At 58.4% G+C, this 17,405-nt stretch carries 11 protein-coding genes; all 11 read right to left on the reverse strand.

All coding sequences use genetic code 11. The features are described 5' to 3' along the window. Window positions 1-27: 27 nt before the first annotated feature. The gene (locus tag RIKMI_RS0101105; protein ID WP_027290130.1) at window positions 28-600 is read right to left on the reverse strand and encodes a DUF5041 domain-containing protein; all 573 of its coding nucleotides are present in this window, start codon (window positions 598-600) and stop codon (window positions 28-30) included. 285 nt (window positions 601-885) lie between these two features. After that, window positions 886-3,384 carry a phenylalanine--tRNA ligase subunit beta gene (gene pheT, locus RIKMI_RS0101110; RefSeq protein WP_027290131.1) on the reverse strand — a complete coding sequence of 833 codons (2,499 nt, stop codon included), beginning with the start codon at window positions 3,382-3,384 and terminating at the stop codon, window positions 886-888. A gap of 470 nt (window positions 3,385-3,854) precedes the next feature. Then, window positions 3,855-4,931: a thioredoxin family protein gene (locus RIKMI_RS0101115; RefSeq protein ID WP_027290132.1), complete on the reverse strand. Its 1,077-nt coding sequence runs from the start codon at window positions 4,929-4,931 to the stop codon at window positions 3,855-3,857. Between the two features lie 133 nt (window positions 4,932-5,064). Further along, window positions 5,065-5,619: an FKBP-type peptidyl-prolyl cis-trans isomerase gene (locus RIKMI_RS0101120; RefSeq protein WP_027290133.1), complete on the reverse strand. Its 555-nt coding sequence runs from the start codon at window positions 5,617-5,619 to the stop codon at window positions 5,065-5,067. A gap of 379 nt (window positions 5,620-5,998) precedes the next feature. Continuing rightward, entirely contained in the window at window positions 5,999-8,854 is a 2,856-nt protein-coding gene (gcvP, locus tag RIKMI_RS0101130) for an aminomethyl-transferring glycine dehydrogenase (protein ID WP_027290134.1), read from the reverse strand. A 201-nt stretch (window positions 8,855-9,055) separates the two neighbouring features. Beyond that, window positions 9,056-10,249 (reverse strand): 5'-nucleotidase, encoded by a 1,194-nt coding sequence (locus RIKMI_RS0101135; protein ID WP_027290135.1) that lies wholly within the window; start codon window positions 10,247-10,249, stop codon window positions 9,056-9,058. A 213-nt stretch (window positions 10,250-10,462) separates the two neighbouring features. Next, a complete protein-coding gene (locus RIKMI_RS0101140; protein WP_245584927.1) occupies window positions 10,463-12,139 on the reverse strand; it encodes a nucleoside kinase in 1,677 nt (558 codons plus the stop codon). A gap of 285 nt (window positions 12,140-12,424) precedes the next feature. After that, window positions 12,425-13,498 (reverse strand): chorismate mutase, encoded by a 1,074-nt coding sequence (locus RIKMI_RS0101145; RefSeq protein ID WP_027290137.1) that lies wholly within the window; start codon window positions 13,496-13,498, stop codon window positions 12,425-12,427. 180 nt (window positions 13,499-13,678) lie between these two features. After that, the gene (locus RIKMI_RS0101150) at window positions 13,679-14,518 is read right to left on the reverse strand and encodes a prephenate dehydrogenase (RefSeq protein ID WP_027290138.1); all 840 of its coding nucleotides are present in this window, start codon (window positions 14,516-14,518) and stop codon (window positions 13,679-13,681) included. 97 nt (window positions 14,519-14,615) lie between these two features. After that, window positions 14,616-15,785 carry a pyridoxal phosphate-dependent aminotransferase gene (locus RIKMI_RS0101155; RefSeq protein WP_027290139.1) on the reverse strand — a complete coding sequence of 390 codons (1,170 nt, stop codon included), beginning with the start codon at window positions 15,783-15,785 and terminating at the stop codon, window positions 14,616-14,618. 425 nt (window positions 15,786-16,210) lie between these two features. Then, window positions 16,211-17,050 carry a prephenate dehydratase gene (locus tag RIKMI_RS0101160; RefSeq protein WP_211224106.1) on the reverse strand — a complete coding sequence of 280 codons (840 nt, stop codon included), beginning with the start codon at window positions 17,048-17,050 and terminating at the stop codon, window positions 16,211-16,213. Between the last annotated feature and the right edge of the window lie 355 nt (window positions 17,051-17,405).

Here is a 17,405-nt window from a genome sequence, read left to right on the forward strand (position 1 = left end):
CGGTAGTGCGGCATCCGGTCGAAAGCCTCATTGGCATATCCGCCTCCATTTCGTTCTCCATGCAAAACGGTAGGCCGGCTCGCCCCCGAAATGCTTCGACAGCTCCGCGTCGTACCAGAACGACCCGAACAGCATCACCGGCACCATATTCCCCGGTTTCAGGCCGCTGGATTTGAACGGTTTCGGCTCATAGGAGTTGTAAATCTTAAAATCCGGCGCCGCCCGCCGGAATTTCAACAGCGTCCCCCGCCCGCCCCTGTCTTCCAGGTCGCAGAACAGCAGGGCCGTCGAATCCGATTTCGGCACGAACTGAAACTTCAAGCCACTCAAATAGGATGAATCCCAACGGGCATAGACATCCCCCAGCACCGAACGGTTCAGTATCCGCATCGAATCGCGGCCGAAATACTCATCGACCTGAAAAACCACCCGCAAGGTCGTATCCCGAATACCCGACAAATCGTATTTGCGGACGTACATATTTTTCAATTCCAGCAGTTCCTGCAAATCAGCAACTTTGACGGAGGCCGGCCGCGGGACGAAAATACCCGTATCCGCCGGGGGCGCCGAAACCTCTTGTCGTTCCGAGAAATCCGACAATCAGCAGCGGACCGATCAAAATCTTTTTCATGGGTCGATATTCGAATTAAAAACGATTTCTAAATCTGTGAAAGTAAATATATACAACTTGAACCAAAGTCGGGTAATGCCTCCGATCGGCCCTGCGCCCAAGCCGCTTTGCGGCTTCGGAGGATAAGCGCTGACTGAAATATACAGAAAATCAGGGGGGCATATAAAGGATAAAGTCGTATACCGTTACCTATACGAAAAGGCAGGAACCCCGCAAAGGACTCCTGCCGAAACCTAACGAACATCCGCAACCGATTACGCCCTTACCTGCGCTCCCGTCGCTTTGGCCAACGCAGCCGAGATATTGCCCATGATACGCTCTATCTCGGTATCGGTCAGCGTTTTGGTCGTATCTTCGATCACGAAATTCAACGCATAAGACTTCTTGCCTTCCGGCAGTTTGTCCCCCTCGTACACGTCGAACAATCCCACCGATTTCAGCAGTTTCTTTTCCGCTTTCGAAGCCGCCTCGCGCAGCTGCGAAAAAGTAACGCCCTTATCCACCAGCAACGCCAGGTCGCGTTTCACTTCCGGGTATTTCGACAGTTCGGCCGCCTGCACCCGTACCGTTTCGACGACCTTTTGCAAGTGGGCGACATTCATCTCCATGAAATAGACCGGTTGCTTCAGATCGAAAAGGTTCCGGGCCAGTTTCGGCGACACGATCCCCATTTCGAACAGTTTTTTACCCCGGATCTTATAAGCGACCGCTTCGCCGTACAAATCCGACGCGAGCGTTTCGTAATACCCCTCGTAGATATTGACGCCGAAACGCTGCAATAACTGTTCGGTCAGGTATTTAACTGTAAAGAAATCGGACATTTGCGGTTTCGGGCGGTTCCAGTTCGGCTGCCGTTCCAACCCCGTCACGGCGATCGCCAGCCGGCGCTCCTCGCGGTACGGTTTGAGCGTGCCTTTTGCCTCCGGCGTCGCCGCTTTCGGGTCGTAGAAATAACAGTTGCCGAATTCGAACAGCCGCAGGTCGCCGTTGCGCCGGTTCACGTTCAGCGCCACCGCTTCCAGCGCGTTAAACAGCAGCGTCTGCCGCATCACGTTCAACTCGCCGCTCAACGGGTTCAGTATCCGGACGCAGTTTTCCGCCTTGTAACTGTCCAGACCGTCGTAATAGGCGCCCCGGGTCAGGGAGTTGCTCATGATTTCGACACACCCCTGCCCCACCAGCAAATCCGACGCCGCATCGATCATCCGGTCGGGCGTTTTCTGGTTGCCGTAGGTAATGACATTCTTGATATAGTGCGGGTTAGGCACATTATTAAAGCCGTAGATACGCAAAATCTCTTCCGCCACGTCCGCTTCGCGCTGGACGTCCACCCGATAAGCCGGCACGGCGATATCCAGCACGACGTTCCCGTTCTCCGAAACGGTTTCATGACGGATTTCGATCTCCAGCCCCGTCAGGATGGCTTTCGCCGTCGCCACGGGAATGTCTGCCCCGATCAGGCGGTTAATACGCCCCAGGTCGATGGAAAATTCGAACGGCCCGATCTTTTCCGGATAGATGTCCACCACCTCCGACGCGACGGTTCCGCCGGCCAGCTCCCTGACCAGCAATGCCGCCCGCCGCAAGGCATAGGCCGGCATACCGGGGTCGGTGCCCCGTTCGAAACGGAACGACGAATCGGTGTTCAGCCCGTGCCGCCGGGCGCTCTTGCGTACCGTTACCGGATTGAAATAGGCCGCTTCGATAAAAATATCGGTCGTGGCATCCGTCACGCCGCTGTCCAGACCGCCGAACACCCCGGCGAGGCACATCGGCCGCTCGGCGTCGCAAATCATCAGGTCTTCGGCCGAGAGTTTGCGTTCCGTTCCGTCGAGCGTCACGAACGGTTCGCCTTCCTGCGCACGCCGCACGACGATCCGCCCTCCGGTCACTTTACCCATATCGAACGCATGAAGCGGCTGCCCGCATTCGTGCATCACGAAATTGGTAATATCCACCACGTTATTCTTCGGATTCATGCCGATTGCCCGCAGCCGCTGCTGCAACCAGTCGGGACTCGGCCCTATTTTCACCCCTTTCACGGTTACGCCCGAATACCGGGGCGCCCCGGCCGGATCTTCGACCGTCACGACGACAGGCAGTGCTTTCGGGTCGTCCACCCGGAAAGAGGAGACGTCTGCCAACCGGGCCTGTGCCGCCTGGCCGTTCGCGGCCAGATAGGCCGCCAAGTCGCGGGCTACGCCGTAGTGCGACGCGGCATCGATCCGGTTGGGGGTCAATCCGACTTCGAACACGTAATCGTCCTGCATGTCGTAAACTTCGGCGACGGGGGTACCGGCTGCGACCGATGCGTCCAGCACGATAATCCCGTCATGCGAGGTCCCCACGCCGATCTCATCTTCGGCGCAGAGCATCCCGAACGATTCGATTCCGCGTATCTTCGATTTCTTGATTTTGAAACCCTCTTCCTCGCCGACGGGATAGAGCACGGCTCCGATCTGCGCGAGGATCACTTTCTGTCCGGCGGCCACGTTGGGGGCGCCGCACACGACCTGCAACGGTTCGGAACCGTCGCCGACGGATACGGTGGTCACATGCAGGTGGTCGGAGTCAGGATGCTCGGTGCAGGTCAGCACTTCGGCGACGACAAGCCCCTGCAATCCGCCGCGGATGCTCTCTACTTTCTCGATCCCTTCGATCTCCAACCCCGCGGCGGTCAATATCTCGGCGGCCTGCCGGGCGGTCAAATCGGTATCGATATAATCTTTCAACCAGTTGTATGAAATCTTCATCCTGTCTGTAACTTATTCCTTCGTTTATCCGTATTGTTTTAGGCTTTTGAGGCAACCGTTCTTTCTTTGAAAAGAAAGAACCAAAGAGCCGATGCAGCAACCGAGCGCTATCGAACTCGTTCGAATGGCCGAGGCTTCAGAAGAAAGACGAGCCCTAATTTTTGAGATCGTATCGCCTGAGTTTGACAAGTGTCCTTTCTTCAGGATTTTCGATCGGAACGACAGCCCGTTGTTTTGCGGTTCGCAGAACCGCCGGCCTTGTCGCCCTGGCGCTCTGCGCCACGGGGGAGGACGACAGGCCGAACCTCAGGTTTTATCGGACTATACGGAATTCCGGAACCCGGGGCGTGCATGGCTGCTCGAAAATCTTTTGGGTTCTTTTTCTGAAGAAAAAGAACGGTTGCCTCAAAAGCCTAAAACAATACGGATAAACAAACGGTTAAAAATTAAGAGATGTAAAAGTATTAAAATTATTTCAAACGATCGCCCAGCGATTCCAATATGGCTGCATTTGCCGGCGATCGGAGCGACGTTCGCACCCGGTTTACGATCTTCAGGGCCGCATTTTTCGCCTCCCTCGTCCCCCGTTCCGCCACGACATCCAACGAAACCGCCAGCGGCAAATGATACGTTTCCGGCACCAGATCCAACAACAGTCCCAACCGCGCCACGAACAACGCCAGATCCTCGGCTCTCCGCAATGCGGCCACGTCAGCCATCGACCGCAAAGCCAGCGCCGAAGGCAAATCCAACCCCTCGGCCGCAGCGATTATGCCTCCCGTCACATCGGCCCCGTAGGGTACGCTTCCCACTACATAAGGCAACATCGACTGCATCAGAGCCTCCGTCAATACCGCATCCACCTTGTCCCGGCCGATCCGACCGCGAAACAAGTCCGCATACGAGACCAAATAGTTGAACGCCGTCGAACCGTATCGCACCACCACGCTATTCTCGAACAACGGCCATATCGCGGCACTCGCCACATCCTGCGGCAACTGCCCCCCCAGAAATTCCGCCGCCGCAGCGTCCGTAGCATCCGTATCCGACCGCTCGGCCGCCGCATACACCTGCCTCAGCCGCCATGTCCCCGCCCCCTGCACCGTCATCAGAATCGTCTGGAGCCGCTGCAAAAAATCCTCTTCGTCCAGCGTGACGTCGATCTTATCCAATACGTCGCCGTTCGAACTAAATATCAGGATCGCCGGATATCCCGTCACCTGATACAATGCAGCCAGATCGGCACCGGCAGAAGTCTCCGTAGGCACCCGCACCGCCACGAAATGAGACTCGACCAGCTCACGCACCGTCGAATCCCCCAGCACCCGTTCCGACATCCACCGGCTGCGGCGATTCCATTCGGCATAAAATTCCACCAGCAACAATTTCCGCTGCCGTTTGGCCACCGCCAAGGCCGCATACGGGTCGCTGCCCCAGTACGTCAGCCCCCGTTTCAGGGTATCCGCCGGAGTTTCCGCCGCCCGGGCATTCCCCAGAAACAGACTGCCCAGCAATATCCCGATCATCCGGCACCAAACGTTCGTCATTCTGTTCCGTACAATAATGAAGAGGTTCCCGCACCTTCCGAGTCCGGCACGAAAACCCCTTCTTAAATTAACAAACCGATCGAATCGCCTCGCCGCTACGGGGTAACCGGCGCACGCGAAGCTTTACGAAACGTCAATGGCACCCGCAACCGTCGCCGCAACCGCCATCACCGCAGTCGCCGCCTTCACAGCCGCAGGAGCCGCTTCCGCACGAGCAGCCGCCGGCGGGCATCATATCTTCGGGTTTGGCTTCGCGCACGCCGAGAATATCGCCGGTGAAGTTCAACGTCTTGCCGGCCATCGGGTGGTTGAAGTCCATCGTGACGTCGTTTTCGTTCACGGCTTTGACGGTACCCATCAGCCGGTTCCCGTTCTGGTCGGCCATCGGCAGCACGTTTCCGGCCACCAGCATGTCGTCGGGTATGGCTCCGTCTACCATGAATACGTCCTTGGGCAGGTTCACCACTGCCTGCGGGTTGATTTCGCCGTAACCTTCGGCCGGGGTCAGCACGAATTCGAATTTTTCCCCGGCTTCTTTTCCGGCGATAAATTCTTCGAATTTGGGCAGGAGCATCCCTACGCCGTACACGAATTCCAACGGCCGTTCCGCCGTAGCCTGGTCGGCGACCTGTCCGTCCACGGTCAGTGTATATGCCAACGATACGAATTTGTTTTCTGAAATTTTCATCTATGCTTGTTTTGTAATTTTCTAACTAACGAACCGCCTTCCCCTATTATTTCCTGAACCGTTCGTTTATCCGTACATTGAGGGTAGAGTCCACTGTTCTTTCTTTGAAAAGAAAGAACCAAAGAAACTTTCGAGCAGCTGTGTACGCCTTAGGCTCCGCAGTCTCCTTTTGCATTGCGAGCTCTTTTGTGTTATCGGAATAGGGGGTATAATGATTATTGTCTGATTGACCCCCTATTCCGATAACACAAAAAATCGAAGACAAAGGTACCCGACAGGCTCAGGAGATGCGCTAGCATCTCAAAAAGTTTTTCTGGTTCTCTTTGTTCACAAAGAGAACAGTCACCTCAAACCTCAACTGTACAAATAAACGAACGGTTTAGAGATAGGATTCGAGCGGGTCGCAGGTGCAGACCAGGTTTCGGTCCCCGTAGCCCGCATCGATTTTCGACACATAAGGCCAGAACTTGTTTTCCACCACCCACGGCAGCGGGAACGCCGCCTGCATCCGCGAATAGGGATGGTTCCAGCCCCCTTCGCCGTCCGCGCCGCAACATTCGTAAGCCGTATGCGGAGCATTCCGCACGATGTGATCCTCCTGCCCCACCGACGCCACGCATTCCGCCTTGATCGCGATCAGCGTTTCGAGGAAACGGTCCAGTTCCGCCTTCGGTTCGCTTTCGGTCGGTTCCACCATCAGCGTGTCGTGCACCGGGAACGAAAGCGTCGGCGCATGAAAACCGTAGTCCATCAGCCGTCGCGCAATATCGCCCGTTTCAACCCCGTAATCCGCCCGGAAATTCCGGCAGTCCACGATCATCTCGTGCCCCACGCGGCCCGTCTCGCCCGTATAGACGATACCGTAATGCCCCTTGAGAGCGCAAGCCATATAGTTCGCCGCCACGATCGCCATCTCCGACGCCCGGCGAAGACCGCTCGCCCCCAGCATCTTGATATAGCCGTACGAGATCATCTGCACCATCGCGCTGCCCCACGGAGCCGCCGACACCGCCGTGATCCCCTCCGTGCCGCCCGTCTTCACGATCGGATGCGACGGCAGGAACGGAGTCAAATGCTTCGCCACCCCGATCGGCCCTACGCCCGGTCCGCCGCCCCCGTGCGGAATCGCGAACGTCTTGTGCAGGTTCAGGTGACACACGTCCGCCCCGATATAGCCCGGCGACGACAGCCCCACCAACGCGTTCATATTGGCCCCGTCGAAATAGACCTGCCCGCCGTTCCGGTGGACGATCTCCATGATCTCCTTGATCTTGCTCTCGAAAATCCCGTGCGTCGAGGGATAGGTAATCATCAGGCACGATAGGTTCGCCGCGTTTTCCTCCGCTTTTTTGCGCAGATCGTCCACATCCACGTTACCGTTCGCATCGGTGGCCACGACAACGACCTTCATGCCCGCCATGGCCGCCGAAGCCGGGTTGGTCCCGTGCGCCGAAGCGGGAATGAGGGCGATGTTCCGGTGATAGTCTCCGCGGCTGTGATGATAGGCCCGGATCACCATCAGGCCCGTATATTCGCCCGCCGCCCCCGAATTCGGCTGCATCGACACGGCGTCGAAACCCGTGATGACCGCCAGGTCGCGTTCCAGCCCGCGGATCATCTCCATGTAGCCTTCGGCCTGGTCCAGCGGCACGAACGGATGCACATTGCCCCACTCGGCCAGCGACAGCGGCATCATCGACACCGCCGAATTGAGCTTCATGGTGCACGACCCGAGCGAAATCATCGAATTGGCCAGCGAGATGTCGCGCCGTTCCAGCTTCTTGATATACCGCATCAGGTCGGTTTCGTTATGATACTTGTGGAAAACCTTTTCGGTCAGAATTTCGCTCGTGCGGACGAACGCCCCGTCGAAATAGAGGTCTTCCGGAACTTCGGTCGCCGCCGGGGCCTCTTTCTCCGCAGCTTCGGCAAAAACAGCCGCCACGGTATTCACTTCGGCCAGAGTAGAAACCTCGTCGAAGCTGATATGCACCGTATCGTTGGTCGGATAGAACAGGTTCAGCCCCTTTTTCACCGCAATGGCTTCGATTTTCTCGGCATCGGCGACCACTTCGATCGTATCGAAATAGTTTTCCGACACCAGTTCGTAATCCAGTCCCCGGATAAGCTGCGCCGCCGCATGGGCATGCGCGTGGGCATGGATCGCGATCCGCTTCAACCCTTCCGGCCCGTGATAAACGGCGAACATCCCCGCCATCGTGGCCAGCAACGCCTGCGCCGTGCAGATGTTAGAGGTCGCCCGCTCGCGCTTGATATGCTGTTCGCGCATCTGGAGCGCCATGCGCAGCGCCGGATTGCCCAGCCGATCGACCGATACCCCGATGATACGCCCCGGCATGTTCCGTTTGTAGGCGTCTTTAGTCGCCATGTAACCGGCGTGCGGGCCGCCGAATCCCATCGGGATACCGAACCGCTGCGTCGAACCGACGGCGATGTCCGCGCCCCATTCCGCCGGCGCTTTCAACAGTACCAGCGAAAGGATGTCGGCGACCGCCGTCACCAGCATCCCCTTTTCGTGGCAAACTGCCGCGAAAGCCGAATAGTCGGCGATATGTCCGTTCGCACCCGGATATTGCAGGATCGCGCCGAACTCCCTGCCGCTGAACTCATATTCGCCGTAAGCGTCCACCGCCAGCTCGATGCCCAGCGGTTCCGAACGGGTCAGCAACAGGTCGAGCGTCTGCGGAAAGATATTTTCATCCACGAACAGGACGTTGCGGCCCTCCTTCTGCGCCTCGCGCGAACGGAGGTTGAACATCATGATCATCGCTTCGGCAGCGGCGGTCGCCTCGTCCAGCAGCGAGCAGTTGCTCACCGGCAGTCCCGTCAGCGAGCTGACCACGGTCTGGAAATTGAGCAACGCTTCCAGACGCCCCTGCGAAATCTCGGCCTGATAAGGGGTATAAGAGGTGTACCAGGCCGGATTTTCGAAAATATTGCGGACGATCGCCGCCGGCGTCGCCGTACCGTAATAGCCCATGCCGATCAGCGTGCGCAACGGTTTGTTTTTGGCCCCCAGCGCGCGGATATGGGCGGCGAAGTCGGATTCGCTCATCCCTTCGGGCAGGTCGAGCGGTCCCGGCAACTGGATTTGCGGCGGGACGACCTGGTCGATCAGTTCCGCGACCGATTTCACTCCGATCGTGGCGAGCATCTGCGCGACCTCTTCCGGGCCATTGCCGATATGACGGTTTACAAATTGATCCTGAGCCATATATGTAATATTTTTTAAGTCCTGAAAAAACAAAGATACAACTCTTTTCCGGGATACCGCAAGGCCTGTCCGGAAGTTTTATACGAGCCTCCCCTATACCCGAACGATACAGGCCCGAAACCGGCAGAGGCGCACCGAGCATAACGGAAAACGATCCTCCGCCCGGGCGACTCCGTGCCGACCCGAAGGAGCACTGCCCCGTCAGCGTCCCTCGAAAATCGTCCGTCTCTCCCGCTGCGCGATCGCCTTCACCCACCGCTCCGGCCCCGCCGACCAATTGTCGCGCGCCCTCGGCTTCAACTGCGGATGCTCCGAAAGCCACCTGGCCAGCGCCAGCCGGTAATCCTCCGCCACTGTTTCCGGTTTCAGCCCTTTTTCTTCCAAATCCCGCGCCCGGAACGAATTGAGCACGACGGTATAGATCCGTTCCGGATCGAACTTCTCGCCCCGTTCCGTTTCGTAAATCGTCACCCGGTGATTGTAACGCGCCGTCAGATCGACCCGGAACCGAACGCCCGCCACATCGTCGTGCAAATAATAAGGCACCCTCGTCCGTACCAGGTCCGACTGCACCCCTTCGATGCGGAAATAACGCATCCCGAACACCTTTTCCATCCACTCCTTCAACTGTCGTCCCGTCATCCTCACCGTCACCAGTCGGTTATCGAAACGGAACAGCCTCAGCACATCGCCCAGACACAACGGCCCCGCCGGCAAGGCAGCATCCATCGCCGGCGGAGCGAAAAACGACACGTCGGCTCCTTCAGCAACATCGAGCTGGAAACGGTGGAACAGTTCCGCAAACGCCGACGGCCCGAAAAAGCCGTCCCGTGTCGTCACCGTCGTATCCAGCTCCGCCACCGGTTCGAGAAAAAACCGCCTCACCCCTTTTTCATCCTCCGCGAACCGCTCTCCGAACCGCCCCGACGGCCTGACCTCCCGAAAATCCTGCCGTTTGCTCCGTACCGCCACATGCCCATCCACGTCATACCGATCGACCACCAGCCACTCCGTATCGCCCGGCGAATCCGCCTCCGGAGCTACGCCGAACAGGGCCAGTACCGAATCCCGCCCGGCGGCGGACACGTACCCGGCCTCCCGCAGGATCCGCCCCCTCAACGTACTGTCCGCCAACGCCAGATAGACCCGGTCGCCCAACGGCAGCTCGCGCGCGGGAACGTCCGCCAGGAACACATTCTCCGCCCCCAATTCCGCCCGCCACCGGTCGGCGAAAGCGGCCGCGGCCGACAACGATCCCGCCCGGTAACGATTCGTCAGCGGGTCGAACGGCACGATTCCGGCATCCCCGAACGTGACGATCAGCCGCGTATGCTCCTGCGCCGCTACGCCGGAAACGAACGCGAACACAAGAAATACAAGGATTTTGACACGCATCTCTTTTTCGGATAAATAAAAACGGAAGCCTATAAGGCTTTACCCCGCTCCGGACGGCCCCAGCCGCACCTTCCGACACGCGGATCGGTATATTGTCCGAATCGACCGGACGGACACGAACCGGAAACTGCGTCCGGGTAAGAGATCGGCGGGTATGCCGTTGAACATTGGGACGCATCTGCGAAGAGACCCGCCCGGCGGCCTTCTTCCCTCTTAATAATTGAAACTGCTCCCGCCGAGGAACTCCCGCAGAATCGAAGTCGGCGGCAGTTCCCGGTCGGAAATTTCCACGAAGTAATCCAGGAACTTCAGCAGCCGCAACGCCTCGGCATATTCCGGCGTATTGGCCGGAACCCTCACCAGCAACGGCTGGGCATACTGTTTGAGGATGGATATTTCGAAAAACAATGCCGTATTGACCATCACGTCGGCCTGTTCCTGATACGGAAAGATGTACTTGTCCTCGCCCCGACGCACGCTGGCCCAACCCTTCAAGGTATCGTAAGCCGAACGCCCCCGGTACTTGCTGTCGCGCACGATACGCCTCAACAGGCGGTTGTCCGTGGTCGAAATCACGCTCATGTTGTCCAGCGAGAGCGTCGTCAATGCCGAAGCGTAAATCTTGTATTTCAGGCGGTCTTCCACATGCGGCGTCAGCCCCGGATTCAGCCCGTGTATGCCCTCCACGATCAGGATTCCCCGGTCGCTCAGTTGCAAAGTCGTCCCGTCGTAATACCGTTTCCCGTCCGTGAAGCGGAATTTCGGCATCTCCACCCGTTCGCCGGCGAACAACCGGTTCAGGTCGGCATTGAAAGCCTCCACGTCCACCGCCTCCAGCGACTCGAAATCGTAATTGCCGTTTTCGTCCCGCGGCGTATGCTCGCGGTCCACGAAATAGTCGTCCAGCGAAATGGTCTGCGGCTCCAGCCCCAGCACACGCAACTGGATCGACAGGCGTTTCGACAACGTGGTCTTGCCGCTCGACGAAGGCCCCGCCACGAAAACGATCCGCACGCCGCTCTTGTCGTGCCGCTCCAGAATAATGTCCGCTATCCGCGCCAGCGTCTTTTCCTGCAACGCCTCCCCCACTTTGATCATCTGACTCGCATCGCCCTCCAGCACCCGCGAATTAAGCGACCCGACGTCCGAAATACGCAGGATGTCGGCCCACTCTTTGTTTTGCTGGAAGACCGAGAACAGTTTCGGTTCCAGACGCATCGGTTCCACTTTCGACCAATCGTCCCGCCGCGGCATCTGCAACACGAACCCGCCGCCGAACGCCTGCAAGTCGAAAACTTTCAGAAAACCGGTCGAGATGACCATCGCGCCGTAGAAATATCCCGGCAGCCCGCCGAGATTGTAGACCGTGATAAAATACTGAGGCCGCGTGCCCAACAAGGCCAGTTTGTCGTCATACCCGTGCCCGTGGTACAGCTTTTCCACATCCGACATCAGCAGTTTTTCCCGCACGATCGGCAGATTCAGTTCCACCAGCGTGTGCATCCGCTTGCGGATGGCATCCACCTGTTCCGCCCCCACAGGCCCCGCTCCTTCGATTTCGCAATAGTAGCCCCTGGCAGCGGTATAGAGCACCCGGAGTTTCGCCTCCGGGTAAAGATCGGACACGGCCTTGTGGAGCAGGAAAAAGAGCGACCGGGCATAGACGCGCATCCCGTCCGTCGAGGTGAGTTCCACGTAACGCAGGCTCTTGGGCGAATAGATTCGGGTGTTAAGTTCCTTCATCCGGTTGTCCGCAAAGCATGCGATGACGGGAGAATCGGTCCGCAGGGCCAGCATCTCCAACACCTGTTCGAGCGTGGAACCTTCGTCCACGTAAAGCGTCGCGTTATTGTTCTCGCAATATATCTGAATCGGTCTGGCTGTCATCATATTCATTTTATTCCGGCAAAAAGCACTCTAAAGATACCATTTTTTCCGCTTTCCGCAACCCGTTCTCCGCTATTTCCGGACCTCTACGACGAACGGACAGCCCGAAACAATACGCCCGCCGCATGCTCCGAATATCTCATTACGTCGAAGAACCGAACGGGTGCAACTCAGCAGCAAACAAGGGGTCAGACCGCCCCTGCCCCTTTCCGCATTACCCCCGAACAAAACAAAATAGGGATGACATCCGAATCGCCATCCCCATATTCAGACAAAACCGGATGCCCGTTACTTTTTGGCATTCATCACCTTGTTCTGGCGGCTGATGCTCTCCATATGGATCGAATTGAGCAGGATACTCATAAATTCCCGGCTCAATTTCAGATCTTCGGCATTCGCCATCACCCGTTTGACCACATCCTCCCAGCGCGAACTCTGGAGGATCATCACCTCGTTGTCCCGCTTGATCTCCCCGATCTTCTCGGCCACGTCCATACGCTTGCTCAACAGCGTGAACAGCTCCGCATCGTACTGGTCTATCTGGCTGCGCAGTTCGTCCAGCGACATCTGGAACTCCGGTTTATCCACCTGCGGCTTGCGCCATACGATGCTCCGCACCAGCTCCGCCAGCTCTTCCGGCACGACCTGCTGCGCCGCGTCGCTCCAGGCCTTATCCGGACAGATATGGCTCTCCATGATCAGGCCGTCGTAATTCAGGTCGGCGCACTCCTGAGCCACCTCTTTGAGCAACTCCCGCTTCCCGGTAATATGCGACGGGTCGCCGATCATCGGCACGTCCGGCATCCGCATCTTCATCTCGATCGCCAGCGGCCACATCGGATTATTGCGGTACTTCGACAGTCCGAACGACGAGAATCCGCGGTGGATCAACCCGACCTTTTCGATCCCCACCTTCTGGAGCCGCTGCACGGCCCCCATCCACAGGTCGAGGTCCGGATTCATCGGGTTTTTCACCAGCACCGGAACGTCCACCCCGCGCAGGGCGTCGGCGATGTCCTGCACGCTGAACGGATTGACCGTCGTGCGTGCCCCGATCCAGAGCAGATCGACGCCGAATTCCAAAGCCCCCTCCACATGTTTGGCATTGGCCACCTCCGTGGCGATCGGCAGCCCGGTCTCCTTCTTGGCCTCGGCCATCCACGAAAGACCCGGCAGTCCCACGCCTTCGAACGACCCCGGTTTGGTACGGGGCTTCCAGATACCGGCACGCAGCACGTCCACCGCGCCGGTAGCCGCCAGCCGGCGGCAGGTTTCGAGCGTCTGTTCCTCGGTCTCGGCGCTGCACGGCCCCGAGATAATCAACGGGCGTTTGCCCTTCAAGTCGAATTTCCTGGTTTCCATCTATCTGTTTGGTTTTTTATTGTTTTCTATCATCCGTACTTGCCGCCCTGACGGAGTCGGTGCGCCCATGCTCCCCACAGGACACGCCTCCATTGCCATGGGTCCCCTCCTGCCGTACCCCGCCGTGCCGCCCTCTCCCCAAACCCGAAAACCGGCCAAGCACCGGACGGGTACGTCCGGTCAATGAATGATCCGCCGGATCGAGTTGGCCTTTCGTATCGAAGCCCGCAACCCTTCGGTGTCGTCGCGCTCGATCATGCGGCGCATGACCTGCAACTGGTGGATGTGTTCGCGCAACACGTCCAATACATTGTACTTGTTTTTGAGCAGGATCGGAATCCACATGTCGCCCGAACTCTTCGCCAGCCGCACCGTGCTTTCGAAGCCCCCGCCCGCCAGAGCGAAAATCGTTTCGTCCTCGCGCTCCTTTTCGAGCACCGTCAGCGCCAGAGCGTACGACGTAACCTGCGAAATGTGGCTCACATACGCCGCGTGCAGGTCGTGTTCTTCCGGCTCCATGCAGATGATCGGCATCCCCAGCTGCCGGTAAATATCCTCCACCATCTCCACCGCCTCCGGATCGCTCATTTCGCGCTGGCAGATCACCACCGAACGCCCGGCGAAGGCCCCTTTGACCGCCGATTCCGGCCCCGAATATTCCGTCCCCCACATGGGGTGCGTCGCCACGAACCGCCCACGCCGGGCATGTTGGGCGATCACCTCGCACAATTCCTCTTTCGTGGACCCCATGTCCATAACGATCTGGTGTCTGACCCGGTTGAGTATCTTCACCGCCAGCAGCGGAATCGCGCTCACCGGAATCGCGATCGCGACCAGATCGGACGCATCGACGGCCGCTTCCATCGGCAGCACTTCGTCCGCCAGCCCCAGTTCCAGCGCTTTGGCCGCATTGGCCGGATTGTTATCCACACCGATCACCTTGTCGGCCAGTCCCTTATCTTTCAGGGCCAGGGCGAACGACCCGCCGATCAACCCCAGTCCGATTACCGTTGCAATCATTTTTCTTCGTAATGTAAACCTATATGAGCCGCAGCCACCCCAGCGCAAAGCCGGCACCGACCATTCCGAACGTTCGGTCAGCCCGGGCCTGTCGTCCTTATTTCGCCAATCTTTCCAACGCCCGTTGCAGCGTCGCCTCGTCCGCACACAGCGATACCCGCACGTATTTCTCGCCGCCGCTGCCGAAAATGCCGCCCGGAGTGACGAACACGTATTTTTCGTCCAGAATCCGGTCGATGAACCCGTAACAGTCCGTCCCTCCGGCCAATGCCTCATCGGGCAGTTTGCCCCACTCGAACAGTCCCATCTGCCCCGGACGAACCGTACATCCCAGCGTCTCCAGTATCTTCACCGCCAACGCTTCGCGGCTCCGGTAAGTCCGGTTCACGCCGGCATACCACTCGTCGCCCAGGCCCAACGCCACGGCCGCCGCCTGTTGCATCGGGATGAACATCGCATTGTTCAGGTTGCTCTTGCAGCGCAACACCGCCGCCAGTATGTCCGGCCGCCCCACCATCATCCCGACGCGCCAGCCGGCCATGTTCTGGCTTTTGCTCAACGAGTTCAGTTCGATGGCCACCTCCCGCGCCCCCGGCACGGCCATCAGGCTTTGCGGACGGTCGTTGCGGATGAAGCTGTACGGATTGTCGTGCACCAGCAGGATCCCATGCCGCCGGGCGAACTCCACGAACCGCTCGAACAGTCCCGGCGCGGGCGCCGTGCCGGTGGGCATGTGCGGATAGTTCAGGAACATCATCTTCACCCCGCCCAGATCGCTCTTTTCCAACGCCTCGAAGTCCGGCATCCAGCCGTTCTCCTCCGTGAGCAGATAGCTGTCTACGATTCCGCCCGCCAGTTTCACCGCCGCCGCGTAAGCCGGATAACCGGGGTTCGGCACCAATACCTTGTCGCCGGGATTGACGAAGGTCTGGCACAGGTAAGTCAAACCCTCTTTCGAACCGTACAGGGTCAGTACCTCGGTGTCCGGATCGAGCGTCACGCCGTAACGCGTGCGATACCAGCCGGCGATGGCTTCGAGCAGTACCCGTTCGCCCTTGTAGTTGGCGTATCCGTGGGTATGCGCGTCCTGCGCCCCCCGGTACAGGGCTTCGACCACCGAGGGGTGCGGGGGCAGGTCGGGACTGCCGATGCCGAGGTTGATGACGTCGTGCCCGGCGCGGCGCAGGGCTTCGACCTGTGCGAGTTTTTTCGAGAAATAGTATTCCTTGACTTCGCCGAGCCTGTCGGCCACTTCGAACTGTGTCATGGTCTTATATCTTAATATCTAATCTAAGTATGTTCATTTGTGTGCGGACCGCTTTTCCGCCCCATTTTCTTTTTTCGGGCGCCCCTGCGCCCCCTCGGGGGCGCCCGGCGTGCCTTACGGAACGCGCTACTCGTTCACCGCCTCATGCGGCGTCCCCGCTAAAGCGGGCCTGCCGCAAACGCGAAAACTCATTTTTAAGACGGTGCCCGCGGCAATCCTGAAAATTCCGCTTACGCGAAATTTCCATTATTACCCTGCTAACGGGCGGGCACCTTCGCAACAGAAAACAACTGCGCTCCCGCGCGGGGGCGTGTGCCCACGCTGGGCAAGCGGCCCGCGCAGTGAAACAAGTGCACGGCAGCTTGCTGACGATGCCTTGCAAGCGCAAGGAAACCGAAAGTAAACTTCGTTTCGCCGAATCATTTTTAAATATGCCTCCCCTTCGTGTACTCCCCATACACGGTCAGGCCGTCGCTCACCGCGCTCATATGCATCACCGCTTCGCGGTATTCCCAGACATCCTGAAATTCCATATCCAGGTGGAACAGGTAATGGAACGGGTCGCTCGGCACGGGATAGGATTGCAGTTTGGTCATGTTGATGTTATACCGTTCCATCGTATTGAGCACGCTCACCAGCGACCCTTTATGGTGCCCTACCTGGAAGAACATCGAGGCTTTGTTGATCGTATCGCGGTTCTCGTCCTCTTTGCAGTCTTCGCTCCGGCGCAGCACCATGAAACGGGTGTGGTTGTTGCGGATGGTATTGATTTCCGGCGCGATGACTTTCAGACCGAACAGCCGGGCGGGCAGTTCGCCGGCGATGGCGGCGGCATTCCTCGCCCCCTGCTCGGCCACGTGCCGGGCGGACAGGGCGGTATCTTCGGTCTCCACCAGCCGCCAGCCTTTATCGTCGAGATAATCGGCGCACTGAAGCAATGCCATGGGGTGCGACCACACTTCGCGTATGTCTTCCAGTTCCACGTCGGGCAACACGAGCAGGTTCTGCCTGATTTGCAGGTAAACTTCTCCGACGACTCTCAACCGCCGGTCCTGCAACAGGCCGTAGTTGGGCAGAATGCTGCCGGCGATGGAATTCTCGATGGCCATCAGGGCCGTATCGGCGCTCCTCTCTTCCAACGCCCTGACCACGCCGCGAAAGGTGGCGCAGGGTACGATCCGGATCCCTTCTCCGAAAAATCCTTCGGCGGCGATGTGGTGAAAACACCCTTCGTATCCCTGTATGGCGACTCTCATTGACTGCATCTTCTATTTTTATTGGTTCGTTTATCTGTAACGTTCAGGGTAGATTTTTCTTTGAAAAGAAAACCCTAATGAGCCGAAGCAAGGAGGAACGCGAAGACAACCGTGCACGCTTCGGGTCCTGGAATGCTGTTCGTCCGAAACGACGGCCTGCACCTAAACTTGAGGTTCGGCCTGTCGCCCTCCCCCCGTGGCGCGAAGCGCCAGGGCGACAAGGCCGGCGGTTCTGCGAACCGCAAAATAACGGGCTGTCGTTCCAACCGAAAATCCTGAAGGAAAAGAGTATCTGCCAAACTCAGGAGATGCGATCTCGAAAAGTTCGGCTTCGCCTTTTCTCGGCGCCTCGGCCATCCGAACG

It is taken from the genome of Rikenella microfusus DSM 15922, from assembly GCF_000427365.1.
Classification (GTDB): domain Bacteria; phylum Bacteroidota; class Bacteroidia; order Bacteroidales; family Rikenellaceae; genus Rikenella; species Rikenella microfusus.